The sequence below is a fragment of the Pseudomonas sp. B7 genome (assembly GCF_016735645.1).
Classification (GTDB): domain Bacteria; phylum Pseudomonadota; class Gammaproteobacteria; order Pseudomonadales; family Pseudomonadaceae; genus Aquipseudomonas; species Aquipseudomonas glycinae.
In genome coordinates this window covers 163895-183788 of the sequence record NZ_JAERRE010000010.1, presented here as the reverse complement: position 1 = coordinate 183788, position 19894 = coordinate 163895, and the positions used below count along the sequence as shown (strand labels likewise).

Annotated in this window: 18 protein-coding genes and 1 pseudogene; 6 read left to right on the top strand and 13 right to left on the bottom strand. The window is 53.6% G+C overall.

Going from position 1 to position 19894, the window contains the following annotated elements:
- Positions 1-226 precede the first annotated feature (226 nt).
- Positions 227-1063: a hypothetical protein gene (locus JKA62_RS22250; protein ID WP_201819462.1), complete on the top strand. Its 837-nt coding sequence runs from the start codon at positions 227-229 to the stop codon at positions 1061-1063.
- A 497-nt stretch (positions 1064-1560) separates the two neighbouring features.
- Here JKA62_RS22250 and JKA62_RS22245 read toward each other — a convergent pair whose 3' ends face one another.
- The 5 genes and pseudogenes from JKA62_RS22245 to JKA62_RS22225 form a co-directional block, all read right to left on the bottom strand.
- The gene (locus JKA62_RS22245) at positions 1561-1989 is read right to left on the bottom strand and encodes a hypothetical protein (RefSeq protein WP_201819459.1); all 429 of its coding nucleotides are present in this window, start codon (positions 1987-1989) and stop codon (positions 1561-1563) included.
- An 8-nt stretch (positions 1990-1997) separates the two neighbouring features.
- A complete protein-coding gene (locus JKA62_RS22240; RefSeq protein ID WP_201819457.1) occupies positions 1998-3962 on the bottom strand; it encodes a hypothetical protein in 1965 nt (654 codons plus the stop codon).
- 5 nt (positions 3963-3967) lie between these two features.
- Positions 3968-5866 (bottom strand): hypothetical protein, encoded by a 1899-nt coding sequence (locus JKA62_RS22235; protein WP_201819454.1) that lies wholly within the window; start codon positions 5864-5866, stop codon positions 3968-3970.
- Positions 5867-5868: 2 nt separating this feature from the next.
- Positions 5869-7218: a site-specific integrase gene (locus JKA62_RS22230; RefSeq protein ID WP_201819452.1), complete on the bottom strand. Its 1350-nt coding sequence runs from the start codon at positions 7216-7218 to the stop codon at positions 5869-5871.
- Positions 7219-8488: 1270 nt separating this feature from the next.
- A pseudogene (locus JKA62_RS22225) lies at positions 8489-9193 on the bottom strand (mechanosensitive ion channel family protein); the annotation flags it as partial.
- A gap of 191 nt (positions 9194-9384) precedes the next feature.
- On the opposite strand from JKA62_RS22225, the gene JKA62_RS22220 reads away from it, so the two are divergent.
- A complete protein-coding gene (locus tag JKA62_RS22220; protein ID WP_011332966.1) occupies positions 9385-10725 on the top strand; it encodes a DEAD/DEAH box helicase in 1341 nt (446 codons plus the stop codon).
- A 63-nt stretch (positions 10726-10788) separates the two neighbouring features.
- On the opposite strand, the gene JKA62_RS22215 is transcribed toward JKA62_RS22220, so the two are convergent.
- From JKA62_RS22215 to JKA62_RS22200, 4 genes are all read right to left on the bottom strand, one after another.
- Positions 10789-11388 (bottom strand): hypothetical protein, encoded by a 600-nt coding sequence (locus tag JKA62_RS22215; RefSeq protein WP_011332967.1) that lies wholly within the window; start codon positions 11386-11388, stop codon positions 10789-10791.
- On the bottom strand, positions 11385-11984 hold the full coding sequence (locus tag JKA62_RS22210) for a papain-like cysteine protease family protein (protein WP_011332968.1): 600 nt from the start codon (positions 11982-11984) through the stop codon (positions 11385-11387). Before JKA62_RS22210 ends, JKA62_RS22215 begins: the two co-directional genes overlap by 4 nt.
- Before the next feature lie 248 nt (positions 11985-12232).
- Positions 12233-12508: a hypothetical protein gene (locus JKA62_RS22205; protein ID WP_201819450.1), complete on the bottom strand. Its 276-nt coding sequence runs from the start codon at positions 12506-12508 to the stop codon at positions 12233-12235.
- Positions 12509-12588: 80 nt separating this feature from the next.
- Complete coding sequence (locus tag JKA62_RS22200; RefSeq protein WP_201819448.1) at positions 12589-13323, bottom strand: DUF899 domain-containing protein; 735 nt, start codon at positions 13321-13323, stop codon at positions 12589-12591.
- Positions 13324-13502: 179 nt separating this feature from the next.
- Here JKA62_RS22200 and JKA62_RS22195 point away from each other — a divergent pair, with 179 nt between their 5' ends.
- Positions 13503-13895, top strand: a complete 393-nt coding sequence (locus JKA62_RS22195) for a hypothetical protein (RefSeq protein WP_007956567.1) — start codon at positions 13503-13505, stop codon at positions 13893-13895.
- 62 nt (positions 13896-13957) lie between these two features.
- Here the strand turns inward: JKA62_RS22195 and JKA62_RS22190 are convergent, their stop codons facing one another.
- From JKA62_RS22190 to JKA62_RS22180, 3 genes are all read right to left on the bottom strand, one after another.
- Positions 13958-14827 (bottom strand): DUF6279 family lipoprotein, encoded by an 870-nt coding sequence (locus JKA62_RS22190; RefSeq protein WP_201819446.1) that lies wholly within the window; start codon positions 14825-14827, stop codon positions 13958-13960.
- Between the two features lie 77 nt (positions 14828-14904).
- Positions 14905-15621 carry a TorF family putative porin gene (locus JKA62_RS22185; RefSeq protein WP_201819445.1) on the bottom strand — a complete coding sequence of 239 codons (717 nt, stop codon included), beginning with the start codon at positions 15619-15621 and terminating at the stop codon, positions 14905-14907.
- Positions 15622-15837: 216 nt separating this feature from the next.
- Positions 15838-16026 carry a hypothetical protein gene (locus JKA62_RS22180; protein WP_016985943.1) on the bottom strand — a complete coding sequence of 63 codons (189 nt, stop codon included), beginning with the start codon at positions 16024-16026 and terminating at the stop codon, positions 15838-15840.
- Between the two features lie 340 nt (positions 16027-16366).
- Between JKA62_RS22180 and JKA62_RS22175 the strand changes: the two genes are divergently transcribed.
- The 3 genes from JKA62_RS22175 to JKA62_RS22165 all read left to right on the top strand — a co-directional run bounded on the left by JKA62_RS22175 (position 16367) and on the right by JKA62_RS22165 (position 18735).
- Positions 16367-17203 (top strand): CvfB family protein, encoded by an 837-nt coding sequence (locus JKA62_RS22175; protein WP_011332973.1) that lies wholly within the window; start codon positions 16367-16369, stop codon positions 17201-17203.
- A 45-nt stretch (positions 17204-17248) separates the two neighbouring features.
- Positions 17249-17638 carry a DUF2177 family protein gene (locus tag JKA62_RS22170; RefSeq protein ID WP_011332974.1) on the top strand — a complete coding sequence of 130 codons (390 nt, stop codon included), beginning with the start codon at positions 17249-17251 and terminating at the stop codon, positions 17636-17638.
- A 164-nt stretch (positions 17639-17802) separates the two neighbouring features.
- The gene (locus JKA62_RS22165; RefSeq protein ID WP_011332975.1) at positions 17803-18735 is read left to right on the top strand and encodes a DMT family transporter; all 933 of its coding nucleotides are present in this window, start codon (positions 17803-17805) and stop codon (positions 18733-18735) included.
- On the opposite strand, the gene JKA62_RS22160 is transcribed toward JKA62_RS22165, so the two are convergent.
- Positions 18680-19861, bottom strand: a complete 1182-nt coding sequence (locus tag JKA62_RS22160) for an MFS transporter (protein WP_201819444.1) — start codon at positions 19859-19861, stop codon at positions 18680-18682. The two genes, JKA62_RS22165 and JKA62_RS22160, sit on opposite strands and share 56 nt — an antisense overlap.
- Positions 19862-19894 lie beyond the last annotated feature (33 nt).

The window sequence follows — 19894 nt, the reverse complement described above, 5'->3', positions numbered from 1 at the left end:
CCTCGGCGGACTCTAGGAGAGTGAAATCGTCTCTGGACATAGGGCAAAATCTGTCGAAACGTCACGTGTGCAGCTGGTTCGTAGAGTCAAGGATGAGCGAACTGTCGGTCGGGTTGTGATTCCATCACGTTCGAATTTTGTCGTACGGAAGAGGAGGGACACGACCCTGGCCACCCTTCTATCCCGAAAAAGAACATCGCATTTGCAACTGCCTAGGAGAATCAGGATGTCAGCTTCGGAAGACCTCGCCAAAGATAAGTTTTTCTCAATGTTGGAGAGCGCTAGCAAGGTTAAGTTTTTCCTTCTGATCGCCAGCTTTCTGCTTCTTTTCGACTCAATGATGGTGCACTTCTCCAGCGCAGGCATTGTTGGGATACAGAAGGTGGAGCTCAAAACGGATTTCGCTCTAGGCATCAAGCTTTTGGTTGCGTTCGTTTGCTTTTCCGGTCTGCTATCGCTGGTTTTCACGTTGCTATATCCCCTAACAGTATCGGTATACGAAACAGCGATTGAAATCCTAAAAAATCTCGAAGCGAAACTTGTACGCGGTTTAGTCTCTTCAAGGCCTGAGCAATTCCAAGTAAGATGGACTCGACGTACTGACTGCGTGCGGCCGTGGGAAATCCGGGAGGAGGCTCATGAAACTCAAAGCGAATTTCTTATTGGGATCTACGACCGCTATCAACAGGAAAGAGCTGCGCAGGATGCCGAGCTGTATAGGATTCAGCTTTACGCTTTCAGCGCCTTAGTTCTCGCGAGTCTAAATTTTTACTGGTCTGGAATCGGGGATGCGATCTCGATTGTCGGCTGGGTTGAAGAGCAGTGGTCAAGCACTCCAGTATGGCTGGGTTTGAGCGTATTCTTCGTGTTGATGGTGGCGCCACTTCATCGTAACGCATCTGACAGTGAATGGATTTACTGTCCCATTCTGCATCGTCGGCTAGAAAAGGAATCGAAGGATGAATATGACAGAGCCCAAGCATTTAGCGAAAAAATGCGGCGGGAAGCCCAGATACACCGAGCGACCCGTGAAGCTCAACAAGCCCCAAAAGAACGTACCTAGCTTCTTGGACGCGCAAGGTAGTACCTAGTTATTCTAGCGATCAGGTAAGGTTGACCAACCGATCTCTACAAGAGCGCGATTGCGGAAGTACTGTTGTGTAACAGCCTATGACCCTCTAGCGCCCACGCCTAACCCCGGTTGTCATTGGGAAAAGTAGGCGTGGGTAGTAGAAAGCTAGTAGCACTCGTTAGATGCTTTAAGCCCGTGCGGAGTTTTGGTCTTTAAAGTCATCCCCTATAGATGGCGATCCGCAGTTTGGCATTCAAGTGCCTCTGTAAAAGCTAAATTGGAAGGGCGAGTGTTGGTACAACCCCCTATGGCGGTTTTTACGTAATAACGAGTCATGGCTAGCTGATTATAACTGTTGAGATGATTTTTGAGCAAAGCGTGATTAATACTAAGATCTTCTATGCGTTTTTTGCCTTCCATTGAGGTAGCCTTTTGTGATTGCCAAATTTTTTTGGTAGGTGAATGTTTAGGGTTCTTAGGGTGGGCAATTATTCCACGGCTCTGTCGGACGCGGAAATGTCCACTACATTGGAGTGCTTTTTCCAGCGCAGCTCATATTCATCAAGTTGGGCCAGAAGCATAAGCTCTCTGCCAAGTGCGGCTTTCCATAGGTCTTCGAATCTTACGGATTCACTACGGTAGTGTATAATTCGAGCCTTTAGAGCAGCTGTATCAGTTGTTTTTTGCGAAAGTTTTTCTTTCTGAATGGCAGCATAATATTTAATGTCCTCAATAAGTTTTTGATAAATTTTACGCCCTTTTTTGATAAGGCTAGGATCTTTGCCTGATTCAAGTGCAACTGAGCTAAGTGTGATTTTCGTACCCTTAGGCACACGCTCTGGATTGTTGTTGTACAAGCGAAAGAGCGCCTCAAATAGCTCCTCAAGTCCTGTGCCCTTAATGTTATTTGATGTCATGTTGGTTTCTAGTTTAAGTGGCTAAGTATGAATTCATAGTCTTGGATGTTGCGTTTTTCCATTCGATACTCGAAAGATTTAGGATCTAAATTTATAAGGTCGGCCCTAGCGTGCTCGATCACTGATTCAACGCGGCTAGCTTTGAGGACTGAACTGGCGCATCCGAAGCAATTCGCAAAATTGCCATGTGCTCGGTCATCACATGGCTTAGTGCTTGTGCAGCCACCCATAGGGGTTGGTTGCCAAGATAGCAGGCCTTTTTTGACTTTATTCCTGGTTTCCTCGGCAGTCTGGCGAAAAATGATTCTATCAATGTCGTCATTTTTATCCGAAGGGATAATTCGGTTGCCATGTCCGCCATGCAGTTTTTCTGTTGAATACAGCACTTCGTTGAGATAAGAAATCCATTGACTATCTTGCAATGCATTTTTAATTTCTTTAGCAAGTTCAGGGCTCATCAGTTTCATGTTATAGCCACCCGCTGAACAGCCTCGTTGGTAGTAGACACTCATAGACTCAGTCAGGTGGGTGAGAAGGCGTTTGAGTTCTGGGATATCCAGCATCTGGCTTTGAGCACCAAATACGGCCATCGTCCTGCGGAATTGGTGCGTCGCGATTTTCCAAGGCTTACCGATCTTGTATTTTGGGTCTGACCGCCAGTCGGCAAGTGGGTCAATGGCCTCGAGTTGAAGTATGTCAGCCTCTTCGATGAGAATAGGAGGAAGGTGTTTTTCATATCTCGTAGTGTCTGCTCGGATTACGGTTTTTCCAGGATTTGTTCCGCAAAATGGCAAATATGATGGTGTAATAAGTAAGTAGTCACCATCTACGAAGTTATCGGGCAAATAGGGAGAGATCATTGATTTGATAGTCTTCAGCGCCGCAATTGGCTCAACGATTAGCTCGTTGGCAATCCAGGCAGTGTCTTTAACTGTACCGGTTAGCTTTGTGGATACGCCCATCATGTAAAGCCCTTTTGAGCTCCAGCCTTCTGCTGGTTGGACGCAATTGTTTCCCAGTAGCTTGGCTTCATGGTCGCGAACTAGAGTGTAAATATGCACTAGGCTTTTGGCACAATGCTGTGCTAGCCCAATGTGTGAGCTCAAATTTTTAGTTGACTTGATTTTATTTCTGGCGCAATAAGCGACAAGGTCGTGATCGAGAATCGCTTTCTCGAAGTTGGATTTTCGGTAGGGCTTCGCGAAGCCATGATTGGACTTATTGAATCTGCTGGCCTTGGATATATCTCGACCGTAATAAGGGTTTGAAGACAGCTCTTCAGCCAGGGCGTGCAGTTTTTCGGCAGACCTCATGAAGTCTACGATGATGTCATTGTAATGATGATAACGAGCATGCAATATACGGCTTGGTATAACCGGAGTCTGTTTTCCAGTTTTTATTGTCTTGCGATAGCGTTTTTGCAACTCTGCAAGAAGGGCCTTGTGGGGACGTAAGCTAAGCACATTATCAGTGAGAGTAAGGTAGTTGCTAATCAGCTTTAATAGGTGTCCGCAGAGTGCTATCGGAATCTCTTTGACGAAATCATTAGGGTGATTTTTTTGCGAGATCAGCTCTTGAATCGTTATGTTGCGTTTGTCTGCGATTTTGACAAGACAGAGAACCGCCCTGAATGGATTTCTAATGCTAGTTATTCTTAAAGGTTCTCCGCTACGATTTAGAGAAAAGATCTCCGTGGCCAAAATTAGTTGACTGGTGAGAATGTTTTTCTGATTAAATGGTGCTGGGGACTCTACGGTAGAAAAGTTGAATGAGGTCTTGTCAATTGGAGTCAGTGCGAGAGCAGGAAAGTCCCATTCTGCATCATGTAGATAGATGGGTTGGCCATCAATGCCGTAACTGATCACGGTATCTCCGCACAGTGCCGTTAAGTCCATGCCAATGTAAGCAGTCTCCAACTGCGGTTCGGTGCAGTTGTCGGTCACTTTAACTTTGTGTTCTAATTTTTTTTTCATGTCTTTTATGCAATTACCTTGAGTTTTACAAGCCTCTCGAGGTGCCTTTGCCAGTAATCGGTTAGGCTATTATCCTCATAGACTTCTTTTCGCAACTCGGTGATTGTGTTTATGATGTCTGGATCAAGAGTAGCCATACCGCTCAGGAGGCTATCAATCCGCTGGAGTGTGGGGCCGTGAGTTGTATGGAAGTGTTGAATGTCGGCACTAGACTGAATCATCTGTTTGGTGATGTATTCAAGGCTGATCAGTTTCCACGCATCTTCTCGGTTGGCATGAGCCTTGTAGTTTACGCAATTCAAACATCCCACGTTGTTTTTGCAGTCGGGCGTTGCTGTGACTAAGCCTTCGGAAATTACTTCGGGAGTACCTTCACTCTCGCAACCCCCCAGTGGTGTAGCACAGGGATGTGGAACACCGAAAAATGCATTTACTGCTGAGTGAAATTTGTTGATTTGGTCGACTGCTGTTTGCTCGTTTGCTTTTAAGTAGCTTTTTAATTGAGTTTTTTCGCTGTGCTGCAGGATGTTTCGTGAGGCTTCATGCCCGTGCGTTTTTGCTATGAAATTGTCCTTGTAGTCTCTGAACGCTCTATAGCTTAAGAGGGGTAGGTTAGGATCTGCGAAACGCTGCAAACTATTATGTAAACGACTCAATATGTTTGTGTCGAGCATTCGGGTTTTTGATATCGTGTTTCCATTGAATCCAATGAAAAGATAGGGGTGCTCAATGTCTTTGCAAAGAAAATTGCGAAGTTTTATATATTTTTTGAAATGCTTAATGAAGCTTGATTTTACTTTTATAATAATTGTTTTGTTGTTTGCGCGAAACTTTATAGCTTTGAAGCCAATCTCGTCAGATTCGATTTTAAATTCTGCATCCCAAGGTAACGCCCGTAATGGCGACTCATTGATTCCAGTCGCGGCGACAAACATCGAAACGAAGGAGTCATGGGCTATGCGTCCTACGCGAATTCGATACTGGTTATCGTCAGAACCGTTTGCCTCAGCCATCCTAGCTGAATAGGCCTCTTTCGCCACGTAATAAGATCTTTGAGCGACTGATTCGGTTGATTCAGTGCGCTTGAGGTATTCCTGCCATGTTCTCATTCTCGCTTCGCCATAGTCGAAGGTCGTGGAATTTGCTGTGAGCTCTCCATTTTTAGCCAATACTTTTTGGCTGATTAATGGATACCTTCTATCAGCAACAATCCAGGCGAAATAATCCTTGAAATGAAGCTGGTATGGAAATTTACATCTTGTAATTAAAAAGTTTGTTAGTCCGACAAATAATGGCTCGCACACCTGAAGGTAGTGCTTTAGTTTTTTTTCTGAAGGAACTGGTTGTAAGGCGGTGGTGGTGTTATTAGGGCGTTTGATAGGCGGCAATTGTGCCGTGAAAATATGTTCACTATCAACGAAGCCTTCTTCCCCTAATTTTACGCATATTGACCGCATACGACGTCGAGTGGAATATTGGCGGTGGTCATTGTTCAAGTATGCGGAAAATGCCTTGACTGCCTCATGGTACTCTTCAGGGGTATCCAAAAAGTTTTGATGTTCATTTTCCTCGCTCCATTTAGCCATAATAACCCAATCGGCCATCATGGAGTATCCAGTGGCCGGTGTGTTGTCAGTCAGACTTTTAGTAATTACATGACTGGCCATGTTTTTCAGCGCCGCTAATCGCTTTGGTAGGTGGGTAGATATACCAACTGTCTTTGTCGCGCTACTTCCGAAGCGTTTAGCAAAACACCAAGCACCGAAATCGAATGCGTGACGATGATTGAACCTTATGACTATACTTTCGATGGGCGTGCTGGCAAGGGTACTTTGGGCTGCCTTCAGAAGGCCAGCATTATTGACAAGACCATCAATGCGAATTTCAATAACCGGTCTGTCCATGGTTAATCTCTTTCAAGCAGCTCGATTATATGTTGTTGGAATTGGGCGTCAGCTTCGTGAACCAGTTTGTTGATCCTTCGGTAATCCAAATAACCCATGGTGGTTTTTGAATTTGAATGGTGCAGCCGTTTGGCTACGAAATCGATTAGCTCCAGTAGACCGATCTCACCCTCCGCCAGGAGTTTTTTGCGCTCTTCTACCAAGTTCATGCCGTGGGAGGCCCTTAAATCGTGAAAACTGAATGTGAAGTTGTGTCCGCGTGACTTGAGCAGCGGAGACAAGGTGTCCTTAATGAATTTTCTAACTGCTGAGCCTTTCTCATGACTTTTGTATTTGTCTTTGTCTAATTTGCTCACGTACAGCGGCTTGCCCGTTCTGCTGAGAAATACGTATTGTTCAACGGACTCTCTTTCAAGCGCTTTTTCTTTTCGGCCGAGATATCGCTCAGACTGAAGGTAGGTAAAAAGCCTGTGGTGCATCCAGCCAGGCACTTGAATCTTCTGTTTTTTGTCATACTTTGTATCAACAAGACAATCTTCCCCTGCATTAATTGCGTAGGTTTTCATGTCAAAGGCACTTGCTTCGAATACGTCTCCGATGCGGATAGTGAGTACCGTCTGAATTCGCATTCCTGAAACAAGTGCTAAGAGAAAAGCTAAGAGCATTTCAGTGTTATAAGTTTCAAGAAGTGCCTGTATCATCGCGTCTTGCTGCTGCTTGTCGAGGGGTCTTAGTTTTCCCCCGTCATAAATGTAGTCGCTTGATTCTTCTGTGTTCTTGGCAAACGTTAAGTCAGTGGTGACTACTTCCCTGGTTCTTACAAAACCAAATCGGTTGGTATGACTGACCCAGATTATGCTTTCTTTCCAAGGGGGCTTGGTCGGTCTAAGAAATCGGAATTTCATTCTCCATCTGTAATAACGGACTACCGACCTTATTTTGTTGTTGGCGGTTTGTGCATCTATCGCACCGCGTGCTACGTCAAGTTTGAAGTGAGCCTTGAAAATATACGTCGGCCTTTCAAATTCGCGACCTTTGAAATCAAGATGGTCTAGACGTTGGCCATGCATGACATTCATGAACTCTTTGAGATTGACAGCCTCAGCACCTAACGTTATGTCTGAAAGTTTTGGGTGCTGTTTTGCTCGCCAGAAAAGAAAAAGATTACCCTCGACCCATGGAGTGCCGTCCGGCTGAAGAATAATCTTCATTCCCTCGATGTAATCTGAGTCTTCGAATTTTACAGGGTAAAAAATTGGAGGCTCGGTAGGTACTGATATCATCGCCTCTATCGCATCGTCATAACACTTAGTGAAAGGTGTAAGGTTTTTCAATTCCACTGTTGTGAACATGGCGTGCCTGCAGATCGGATGCTTGTCAAGAAGTTCAGAGGAAGGTTAGATTGTGATTTCGAACCCCGGCAAGAGTAATGGCTTCTTAAAATTTCGCAACTAGTATTTTATAGGTGAGGGTTGCGGGGATTTTTATTTATACATATATTGACAGTGTGTTTTTAGTTGTTTTTTTGGATCTTGTTTATCGGCTTGTAGGGAGGGCGAGTGTGCTGGAGGGCGCAGAAAGCCTAGGGTGTGGTTTAACATTTCCATGTATTGACAGTGGCTTCAGTGGCTCTTGATATCAAATATCGATTTTATAGTTTTCTTACACGTATTTCTTATGTCAATACTTGTTAAATAGTTTGGGCGCCGCCGCCCCTGCGAGTCGCACATAGCTCTCCAAGCCCTGTTATAGGCGGGTTCGGCACGTTTCCCGTGCTTACAACAATTACTGAAAAATGGCTAATCAACCTCTTCAAGAGTTAATGAGTGGTCACTTGTCACTGACTGTTAAATCTGCGAAAAAAATCTCCAAGTGGGGGAAAAAATACTGAAACTGGCCGATTTTCTGATTGGCCACCACGTCAAGCCAGCCTCCCGCTCAAAGTCGAGCCTTTTGGATGGCGGTTTTGAAGGTACTGTTCAATCGTCGCCACTTTGGATGGCATCTCGCTACCGATCCTCAAAGCACGGGTATTCCTCCTGGGTTCCTAGCTGCAAACCAAAATAGTCTCCTCCTTTGATGGCGCCGGGTCGGTTCTGAGGCCTTTTACACCTGTAAGCGCACCGTGAAATAAGTTCGAAACACTCTGGCTTTCTCGTCACAGAGTTACGTCTTAGGGCACGTCTCGAGCCGCGAGTTGTCGAGCCGAATGGTTTCAACGCATGTGTTCTGGCTGACGGTATAAGCGCGAGTCGCGGAAGGTTGAGGAGATCAATTCGTTTCGTCTGCCCTTGCAGCCTTGCCGGGAGGTTTTCTGTCGAGATTTAGATCGGCAGATGCAACAGCGTCAACAAGGGGCGAGTTTTTGCTGTTCGAATAAGGAAGAGGTTGGTCAAGCACCGTTCACTGAAGTCAATGCATGCTCGCAGAGAAATGGCAGCTTAAGAGTTCAATGCGGCATAAGGGAACAGATTTTGGGTAATGGTCTGTACTGATGTAGAGAAGAGGGAGTAAGGAGAGGGTGAGAGTGTTCAGGCGACTAGGCATTCAGCGGCGTCTACGTTAGAAGCTGTCCGGATTCTATTGAGCTCACGATACGTTGAAATGGATTTCAGCTCACGCGTAGTTCTGCACCTTGACCGTGTGCAGGGTGATGTCGACCACGTCGCCATCGGCGCCGACCTGCGGCATTTCGATCCAGTCGCCGACCCGCAGCATGTCGTTGCTGGTCAGTTGCACGCTGGCGACGAACGACAGCAGGGTGTCCTTGTAGACCAACAGGATCACCGCCGACATCGCACCGAGACCGGACAGCAGCAACAGCGGCGAACGGTCGATCAGGGTGGCGACGATGATGATCGCGCCGAACACGTACAGGACCATTTTCGCCAGTTGCACATACCCCTTGATCGAGCGGGTGCGGGCGTGTTCGGTGCGGGCGTAGATGTCCAGCAGCGCATTGAGCAGGGCGCTGACCGACAGCAACAGGAACAGAATGGTGAACGCCAGCGCCACGTTGCCGAGGAACACCGTGGCGGTCTTGCTCAGTTCCGGCACCAGGTGCAGGCCGAACTGGATCACCAGCGATGGCGTCATCTGCGCCAGACGCTGAAACACCTTGTTATGGCGAAAGTCGTTGATCCAGTGCAACGCGGGCTGGCGACCGAGCATGCGGCTGGCATGCAGGATCAGATAACGCGCCACTCGTCCGAGTACCAGCGCGATCACCAATAACAGGAGCAGTGCCAGGCCGGCGTGCAGGAGCGGGTGTTGTTCGAGGGCACCCCAGAGGTCTTGGGCGTTGAGCCAGAGCTGTTTGAAATCCATGAGTGAAACGATTCTTCTGTAAGACGCGACGGGCGATTAGAGCATTTAAGACGCTGTGTATTACCGTTGGAGACAAATCGAGCAACAAAAAAGCCACTGATTACGGCGGATTTCACAAAGAAACTCGGCCTGAGCGCTCGAAACCGGTAACCTATGCAGCTGATTTTTTGCATATCTTCGAGGTAGCACCCGTGTTTTCCCAATTCGCCCTGCACGAACGCCTGCTCAAAGCCGTGGCCGAGCTGAAATTTGTCGAGCCAACGCCTGTGCAAGCCGCGGCCATTCCGCTGGCGCTTCAGGGGCGTGACCTGCGGGTGACGGCGCAAACCGGTAGCGGCAAGACCGCCGCTTTCGTCCTGCCGATCCTCAACCGCCTGATCGGCCCGGCCAAGGTTCGCGTCAGCATCAAGACCCTGATCCTGCTGCCGACCCGCGAGCTGGCCCAACAGACCCTGAAGGAAGTCGAGCGCTTTTCGCAGTTCACTTTCATCAAGTCCGGCCTGATCACCGGCGGTGAAGACTTCAAGGTCCAGGCCGCCATGCTGCGCAAGGTGCCGGACATCCTGATCGGCACCCCGGGCCGGATGATCGAGCAACTGAACGCCGGCAACCTCGACCTGAAAGAAGTCGAAGTGCTGGTGCTCGACGAAGCCGACCGCATGCTCGACATGGGTTTCGCCGAAGACGTGCAGCGTCTGGTCGACGAATGCCCGAACCGTCAGCAGACCATGCTGTTCTCCGCCACCACTGGTGGTTCCGGACTGCGCGAGATGATCGCCAAGGTGCTGAACAACCCTGAGCACCTGCAGCTCAACGCGGTCAGCCAGCTGAACGACACCACCCGTCAGCAGATCATCACCGCCGACCACAACCAGCATAAAGAACAGATCGTCAACTGGCTGCTGGCCAACGAGACCTATCAGAAGGCCATCGTCTTCACCAACACCCGGGCCATGGCCGACCGCATCTACGGTCGTCTCGTCGCCCAGGAATACAAGGCGTTCGTGCTGCACGGAGAAAAAGACCAGAAGGATCGCAAACTGGCGATCGACCGTCTGAAGCAGGGCGGCGTGAAGATCCTGGTGGCTACCGACGTGGCGGCCCGTGGTCTGGACGTCGACGGTCTGGATCTGGTGATCAACTTCGACATGCCACGCAGCGGCGACGAATACGTGCACCGTATCGGTCGTACCGGCCGAGCCGGCAACGACGGTCTGGCGATCTCGCTGATCTGCCACGGCGACTGGAACCTGATGTCGAGCATCGAGCGTTATCTGAAGCAGAGCTTCGAGCGCCGCACCATCAAGGAAGTCAAAGGCACCTACGGCGGACCGAAAAAGGTCAAGGCCTCGGGCAAAGCCGTCGGCGTGAAGAAGAAAAAGACCGACGCCAAGGGCGACAAGAAGAAAACTGCCGCCAAAACCCCGACCAAGCGCAAGAGCGCCAACCGTCCGAAACCGGACGCTCTGGTGAGCAGCGACGGCATGGCCCCACTGAAACGCCGCAAACCGGCAGCGCCAGCGGCTGAGTAAGCCGTTTCAGGCAGGCAAAGAAAAACCCGGACATGGTCCGGGTTTTTTTATTGCCAGCGTTTATCAGCTGCCCAGCAGGCCTGTGGTGTCGGCATCAAAGCGCCCCTTGGCCTGATCGGCTGCCGGTTTGAGCTGTGCGAGCAGGGCGGCCTCGCTGTACAGCCCGGTCAGCGCCAGCTCTTTTGGCGTTGGCTCGATCGGGATCAACACGTCTTCGCCCGCCGCATGCAGCCAGATCGCCACAAGGTGCAGCGCAGAAACAAACAACATCCGCAGTTCAACGGTTTTGCCCTTCAGCTGCGGCGATTGCTCGGCCAGTTTCAGCGCATCGACCGTGGCGCTCGCCAGATTGCCGTGGTTCAACGAGGCAAACTCGACGTGACCGTGTACTTCGGCCAATTGCGCATCGGCAATCGACACACCGCCGGAAAACACCAGGTAATGCCAATCGCCGACTCGGGCGTTTTTCAGGCCTTTGCCCTGGCTCAAGTCGTCCAGACTGAGCGAGTAACCGCGATAGGCCTCGCTGAGGCTGATCCCGGCGGGCGCGGCGCTGGCGAACTGGCGATTGACGCCAAAACCCTGGGTCTGCAACGCGGCCTGCAGGGCCGGACGCAAGGTCTGTACGCCGTTGGAAGGCGCCTTTGGATAAGTCAGTTTCATGCTGCCGCCCCCTGGTTTTTCGCCGTGAAGTAAGTGTGAGTCCAGTTACCGCCGCCGTTGTAGGAGCCGGGGAACGAGTTCAGGGAGCGGGTCGAATAGCCGTAGATCGAGTCCGCGACCAGCACGTAATTGCCGTTGGTGCCGTAGATCGCCAGAAAGTGCGCACCGCCGCCGTACCAGGCACAGCGCAGGCCGATCGGGCGGCCCATGTTGATCTGGTTCTGGATGGCCGACATTTGCAGCGAACCCGAATTCATGCCGTTGAAACTGCGGGTGATTTTCAGCGCAACGTCGAGATAGCCATACACGTTGCACGGCCCCGGTTGATTGCAGCAGTTGCGATCCAGCGCGGCGCTGGCAACGGCGCATTGGGTCCAGGACCCGGTGCCGTAATAATTGCCGACCGAGGCGGAAGCGGCGGCCCAGCACCAGTTGGTCTGGGTCTGTTGTTGCATGGTGAAGTTCAGGCTGGCGGCCGCCAGGGCACGTTGTTGTGCAGCTGCCTCGACCTCGACCAGTTGCGGGTCGAGCAGATGGCCGATCAGACATTCGGGCAGGGTGTTGCCGGTGAATGCCGTTGTTTCAGTGGTTAACATTTTTCAATCCTCCATGAATGAAAACAAACGTTCCGCGTTTGCGGGATAACGCTATTGCCGAGCGATCAGTGCTAAAGGGGTGCCATCTCTGATGGCCGGTTACGATCAGGCTCGGGGGTAACCCTAGGTTTGAATATGCATTTGTGCAAATAATAAATGCACCAGTGCAATTTTCCGGACAAAAGGAAGCAGGCTCTGGTATCGATCCAGCCTGATCGATGCCAAAGCCTGCCGTTGTCTGCGCGGGTCTATCCCTCGGTTTTCTTCTCGGCCGAACCCAGTTCCTTCAAGCGCTGATCAATCAACTGGCATTTGTCCGGCAGATCGGCGGAGGCCGTACCCAGATCCATTTTCTGCAACTCGGCGTTGATCTCCTTGGCCTTGGCCGGGTTTTGCTCGGTGAGCTTCGCGACTTCCTTGGCCAGTTGCTCGCGTTTGGCGGTGGCTTCTTCCGGCGTACAGGCCCAGACGGGCAAGGCGCAGGCAAGCGTGGCTGCGAGGGTGAGCTTGAGCAGGTTTTTCATGGGGGCAGGCCTCAGTTCCGGTTAAGGCGGGTTAACCGGTTGAGGGCTGTGGCCGGTGAAAAGTTCAGTGTGTTTGGGGCTCAGTCACCATGGCAGCAACTGGATTTTGCTGCCCCGTCGTACCGATCATGGTGCCGCACCCATTCCATGATCTCGTCCTCATTGCGGCCCTTGGGCGTGAGGTCGAGGTAGTTGTAGGCGCCGACCAGCAGGTCGAGGCCGCGGGCATAGGTTGAGTAAGTGTGGAATATGTCACCGTTGTCGGCGCGATAAAACACACTCAGCCCCGGCATTTCTTCCTCGGCGCTGTCGGTCTTTTCGTAGTTGTACGTAGCCTTGCCAGCTTCGACATCCTCAGCGCGGGCGCACACGCCAAAGTCGTAGTTGAAATCGCAACCGTTGGACGACACCCAGTCGAATTTCCAGCCCATCCGGCGCTTGAACGCCTGGAATTCGGCGAACGGTGCGTGGGACACCGCCACCAGCGCAATGTCGTGATGGGCCAGGTGCAGGTTGGCGCCGTCGATGTGGTCGCTGAGGAATGAACAGCCCGGGCAGCCTTCCTCCCAGCCCTTGGCGAACATGAAGTGGTAAACGACGAGTTGGCTGTGCTGACCGAACAGATCGACGAGTTTCAATTCGCCGTTCGGCCCCATGAAGCGGTAATCCTTGTCGACCTTCACCCAGGGCAGGGCGCGGCGTTTGGCGCTGAGGCGGTCGCGCTCCCTGGTGAAGGCCTTTTCATCGGCCAGATGCTGCTTGCGGGCGGCGAGCCATTCTTCTCGCGACACCACTGGATGATTCTCAACGTTCATGATGATTTCTCCTGCGGGGTTGAAACCGTCTGTCTCAGACTGGTCGCTCAACCCCCCGGAAAATCGACAGACCGCCGGTCGGTCGGGGCGCCGAATAATCCTGAACGGTGGCGCAGCGCTCCGGTCACAACCTTGAACGCGCCAAAAAAAAAATCACGCGCACCGGAGGTTGAATCAGGATGACGACTTATAACTGGGATTTGATTGAACGCCTGCTGCATGAAGTGCAGAACGGCGCGGGCCACAGCTTTGCACCACGGTCTTTTGCCGAAGACTATGCGGCGGAGAAAGCGGCGGCGGGCGAGCCGATCGAGAATCTGGATCACCTGAAAACGCTCGCCTGCGACTATGAACAATTGCTGCTGTTGCGCGGTTACATCCAACCCCGTGGCGAAGACGAGGGCAGTACCGGCAACAACTTCAGCCTGACCCCGCGCGGCTCCAGCCTGCTGAGCCTGATCGACAGCAGCATTCCCGGCAACGATCATCCGCGCGAAGTGCTGGATGATCAGGAAGACGCGCTGGATGAGCTGACGTTCGATGAGGTGGCCTCCAAGGCGCAGATTGCCTGAGGCTTTGCACAAAAAAATGTGGGAGCGACCTTGCTCGCTCCCACATGGTTTTTTCGGTGTTCTCAGCTTTTTTGTGCGGCCTTCAGGCACTTCAAGTCATTGAAATCCTTGCGCACCCCCTCGATCTTTTTCAACAGGCGCTGGCGCTGCTGCGGCGTGCTGTCGGCCATCAGATCGACGAACAGCGAACGGGCCTGCGCCTCGGTATTGGCGTAAGCCTTTTGGTAATCCGCTGTCCATAAACGCTCGCGATTGACCAGAAGCGTCTCGATCCGTTGTGGGAATTCGGGACTTTTGCGTTGCGCCACCGCCGCGCTGAACTGCTTCTGCCAGTGAGCACGGTTGGCGATCCACTGGGTGTTCTGATCGCCCAGGGCGGTCGACCAGGCCATCACCCGTTGCTCCTGCTCCGCGCTCAACGGGCCGAGCCAATCGTTGAGACGCTTGTCCATGCGCGCGCCACGTTCGGCAATCTGCTGCGACAGCGGAGGCTTGAGGTATTCCTGCTGGCGCTTTTGCAGGTCTTTGGCAAAGGCGTCGTTCATTTCAGCGACCTGCCGATCATCCAGGCCTTGCAGCAATTCAATCGCCGACGGAGTGATTTCCCGAGCGGTTTCGGCGATTGCCTGCTTGGCTTCTGCGGTGCGGGCCTGCAGCGCGGTGTCGGTGACCTGATTGTTCTCGACCATGGTTTGCAGGCGATCGAGCCAGTCCAGATAACCCGGTAACTGCGTGGTGCAGTGCCAGCTCAGGTGTTCCCTGAGGCGTTCGTTGAACCAGCCTTTCTGCTCGCCGTTCATGTCCAGGTAGTCGCTGAGCGTCCACGGAATGATCACATCGAGATTGCGATAGGCCAGGCCGACACGGCTGCAAGCGCCGAGGGCGAGGGTCAGGATCAGTAGAGCGGCGAGGCGTTGGAACCAGCTAGACATGGGCGAATCCTTGCGAAAGCCAGCCTTGAGGGTCTGATTCTCATCTGAACACAGGAGGGGCCCGGCAGTTCAGCCCATCAAAAGAACGGGCGTTCGGCCTTGAGCGTGACCAGCCCGTCGCACTGACTGTTATGCCCGGAATAGGCCGAGCAATCGCTGCCGCTGAGGCTCGAATTGCTGTAGATCAGGTCAAGATCGATGCCCATGAACGGCCGGGAAAACTTCACCGACCAATCGGTAAAACTGCTGACATAACCGCCGTCCACCGAGACCGGCGTGTTGAGCTGATGGGTGGTGTATTTCATGCTGATCCCGATGCCGAACGGCTGATTGCCGCCCAGGTCGGCAAACAGGGTGTTGTTCTGTTTATCCGGATCGTTGCTCAGGGCGATGCCGATCCGGCTGCCGAGCAGGGTCAGGCCACCGAACAGTTCCTGGCTGTCGAGGGTGTCGACCTTGGGATAGCTGTAATGGATCATCCCGACTTCGTAGCCGAGGGTTTGATCGAAAGGTTGTTTGAAGCCGACGTAGGAATCGATTTCGAGATTCTTCCCCGGCGTGAGGCCCATGCTCGGTGCGTACTGGCCGACATACAGGCCGCTGTCGTGGCTCAGGTCCAGGCCGCCGTGGAACGAACCGACCGCCGAAGGCTTGACCAGCCCTTGGGCCATGCTGCGGCTGGGCGTGGTGCCGAGCTTGAGGTCGAAGTCGCCGAGCTCACGCTGGAAAATCTGCGCATGCGCCGCCGGGCTTGTCAGCAGGCCTACAAGTAATAAACAGAAGGGTTTGAGCATGCGTCACTCCTTGAATAGCGAGTGCAGGCTGGTAAACCTGCTGAAACGCTTGATCCAGACGCGTGCAAGGATACCGGCGAATGATCGGCATCGAGGGCCGTTCGTCGATTTCTGCGGTTTTGAATGTTTGATTAAACGCGAGAGAGGTCTTGCGAGGGATCCGGTCCAGACGCTTCGAAACTCAAAGCGCCTTTGGACTGGTGTGCTGCGGGGGTGTTACTTCTTGCCCAGGCTGATCTGCTTGGACGGGCCGAACGTCTGGCCGCTGACGCCCTTGGCAATTTGCTGGATCTCGCCGCCGGACTTGAGGAATGCCGCGATCTGATCGTTGATCGATTCGCTGGTTTCAACGGCTGGAGCTGGCTTTGCTTTGCTGGTGGATGCTTTTACACGCATGGCGGCCATTAACCTGTAGAAAAGTAACTCGGCCAGGCATCGTACAGGAATAACTTGACAATTGCTTGGTAAATATCCCCCGGAATAACCCAGTGCGCAGGTGGATTATTCGCGATTAATTATTCGAAATATCCCGCTAACCTGCTGTTTTAAATAACAACATTTATTCGATTTCGGTATGCCAGACCGGCTCGGGATCAGGCAAAAGCCGTCACGCTGGCCTGACGAGCGGCGCAAAATGCTGGAAAATCAAGGCCTCCCACAGATTTTCACTCGGCGGTCCGATCTGGCGACCGACGAATCCGGCAAAACCGGGTAGAATGCCGCCCACGCAATGAGGGTATTGGAAATGGCTTTAGTCGGGCGTTACAACAGTTTGCAAGTGGTGAAACACACTAACTTCGGTTTATATCTGGACGGCGGTGCCGACGGCGAAATTCTTTTGCCCAACCGTTACATCCCTAAAGATATTCCCAGCGAAGATGAAGACTGGCTCAATGTTTTCATTTATCTGGACAGCGATGACAAACTTATTGCCACCACTGAAAAACCAAAAGTTCAGGTCGGTGAGTTTGCCAGTTTGAAAGTTGTTGAAGTCAACAGCATCGGCGTGTTCCTCGACTGGGGCCTGCCGAAGGATCTGCTGCTGCCGTACTCCGAAGAAAAACGCCAGATGACTGCCGGCGAGTACTGCGTGGTGCACGTCTACCTCGACAAGCACACCCGCCGCATCACCGCCACCGCGCGCCTGGATCGTTATCTGGACAAGACCCCGGCCAACTACAGCGCGGGCCAGGAAGTTGATCTGCTGGTCGCCGAAGCCACCGACATGGGCTTCAAGGCGATCATCAACAACAAGCACTGGGGTTTGATTCACAAGAATGAAATCTTCAAGTTCATGCGGGCCGGCATGCGCGAGAAAGGCTTCATCAAGGAAGTGCGCGCCGACGGCAAGATCAGCCTGAGCCTGCAACCAGTGGGGCAGGAAGCAGCCAGCAGCCTGAACTCGAAGATCCTCGCGAAGTTGCGCGAAAGCAACGGCACCCTGGCCGTCAGCGACAAGAGCGATCCGGCACTGATCAGCAGCCTGTTCGGTGTCAGCAAGGGCAACTTCAAGAAGGCTATCGGTTCGTTGTACAAGAACGGCCAGATTGTCATTCACGCCGATCGCATTGAACTAACCTGAGTCTCCCGTGGCCCATGTTGCATGGGTTCACTTGAGGTCGGGCAGATGAAAAAAGCGCTGATTGCCTACGTTGCCACATTGCTGGCGTTTCTTCTGCTCGACGGTATCTGGCTCGGAGTGTTGATGGCGCCGACCTATCGCGAACTGCTCGGTTCGCTGATGCTTGAAAAACCGTTGCTGGTGCCGGCAGCGGTTTTTTATTGCCTGTACGTCTTCGGCTGTGTGGTGTTTGTGGTGCTGCCATCGCTGACCTGGCAACGCGCCGCCCGGATGGGCGCGCTGCTCGGGCTGGTCGCTTATGGCACCTATGACCTGACCAACTGGGCGACATTGCGCGGCTGGTCAGCACAGGTGTCGCTGATGGATTGGGCCTGGGGGACGTTTGCCACGGCGCTGGCCTGTACGGTCGGGTTCCGGGCCGCTCGCCGAAGCTGACGGCGGGCATGACGCAACAGGGCAATTGCATGTCTTTGCCGGGCGGCAATTTCTGTCCGACTGGTTGATAATCCCTGCCATTCTTCTTCGCCCCGGACAAAGAGCCGGGGCTTTGCTTTGACCATTGGAAAAACTGCCATGTCGTGTGTGTTCGAGGTGTCGAGGTGAGCGTCAGTCGGCGCAGTGCCGACGGGTTCGCCCTGCAAGTGATGATCGGCCTGTGCCTGATCTGGGGCGTGCAGCAGGTGATGATCAAGTGGGCGGCGACCGACATTGCGCCGGTGATGCAGGCGGCGGGGCGGTCGGGAATTTCCGCGTTGCTGGTAGGACTGCTCATCTGCTGGAAGGGCGGCTGGGATCAGGTCGGTGCTACCTGGCGCGGCGGCTTGCTGGCCGGTGCCTTGTTCGGTCTGGAGTTCCTGTTCATCTCCGAAGGCTTGCAGTTGACCACGGCGGCGCACATGTCGGTGTTCCTCTACACCGCGCCGATTTTCACCGCGCTGGGCGTGCATTTCCTGTTGCCGAGCGAGCGCTTGCGGCCGGTGCAATGGCTGGGGATCTTCATGGCGTTTGTCGGGATTGCCGTGGCGTTTGCCGGCGGCGTGTCGTGGGACAACCTCGACCGCCGCATGCTGATGGGCGATGCCCTCGGCGTGCTGGCCGGCGCCAGTTGGGGCGCGACCACCGTGGTGGTGCGCGCCTCGCGCCTGTCGGAAGCGCCGGTGACGCTGACGCTTTTTTACCAGCTGATTGTCGGCTTCATCGGCCTGTTGCTGATCGCGCTGCTCAGCGGCCAGATCACCCACGTCAGCCTGACCGTCGTAGCCGTGGGCAGCGTGCTGTTCCAGGGACTGGTGGTGTCGTTCTTTAGTTACCTGACCTGGTTCTGGCTGCTGCGCCGTTATCTGGCGGCCAACCTCGCCGTTTTTTCCTTCATGACGCCGTTGTTCGGCGTCACGTTCGGCGTGGTACTGCTCGGCGAAGAATTGAGCCTGAACTTCATCATCGGCGCCGTGCTGGTGTTGCTCGGCATTACCTTCGTCAGCGCGGAACAGTGGGTGCGTCGGCGCCTGCGCAAAGCCCTCGGTCAGCCGTAACCGATTTGCACGCCAGACCGCCGGCAATCAGCAGGCCGCTGCCGGCGATCACCAGCGCCGGTTGCAGGCCACCGCTGAAGTGGCTGCTGACCGCCGCCAGCAACGGCCCGCTGAGCTGACCGACGGCGAAGCACGCGGTGAGCAGGCCGGCGTTGCGCTGGGTGGCGTGGGGCGCCAGTTCCCTGGAGCGTTGCATCACCAGTTGCATGCAGGCCAGGAACGGCGTGCCGCACAGGAGCACACCCAGTGCCAGGCCGAGGCCGCTGCCCAGCAGGCAGGCAAAGACACCAGCAGCCTGCAGCCACAACGTTGCCATCAACCAGTGCCGGGTGGTTCGCGGATCGTGCCGACGCAAACTCACCAGCAACACGCCAATGGCGGCGCCGAGGCCGAAGCACGGCCAGAACAGATCGGCCTGCCACTGTCCGTGAAACTGCGCGTTAGCCATCTGCGACAGAAACGTGGCCGGGATGATGTAGCCCACGCCATACAAGGCATACACCACCGCCAAACGCCCAATGCCGCGATTCGCCGAACTCACGGCAGTCGCTGTGGCCGGCACACCGACGCCCGGTTGCGGCAGGATCCGTACGATCCCCAGCAACATCAGCAGCGCCACAGCAGCGTAAATCAACCACAGGGTAGCGGAAGTCTGCTGCGCCAGATGTGAGAACAGCGCCAGCAACCCCGTCAAAAAAATTCCCAACCCCGGCCCGGCAAACACCAGCGCGCCCAACCGTGGACGACCCGCCGCCGCAGCCAGCGGCTGACTCAGCGCAGTAATCATCACCAGCACCCAGGCGCTCGCGACACCGGTGCCGAAACGCAGCAGCAAGTGCGACCAGAAACCGTTGGCCCAGAACGACGCCAGCGTCAGCAACACACACAACCACAGACCGCCATGCAGGCGCCGCTGCACCTGATCCGGCCGCCGGGAAAACATCGCATCCACCGCGCCGAGCAGGTAACCGAGGTAGTTGGCCGCCGCAATCAGACCGGCGGCGGTCAGGTCGATCTGGCCTTCGCTGAGCAGGTGCGGCAGTTGCGGGGTGAGGGCGAAACGCCCGATGCCCATGGCCATCATCAGGGCAATGAAACAGGCGGATAAGCGAATCAGCGGGGACATGGTCTGAATTCCGTTGCAGGTTCAATGACCGTC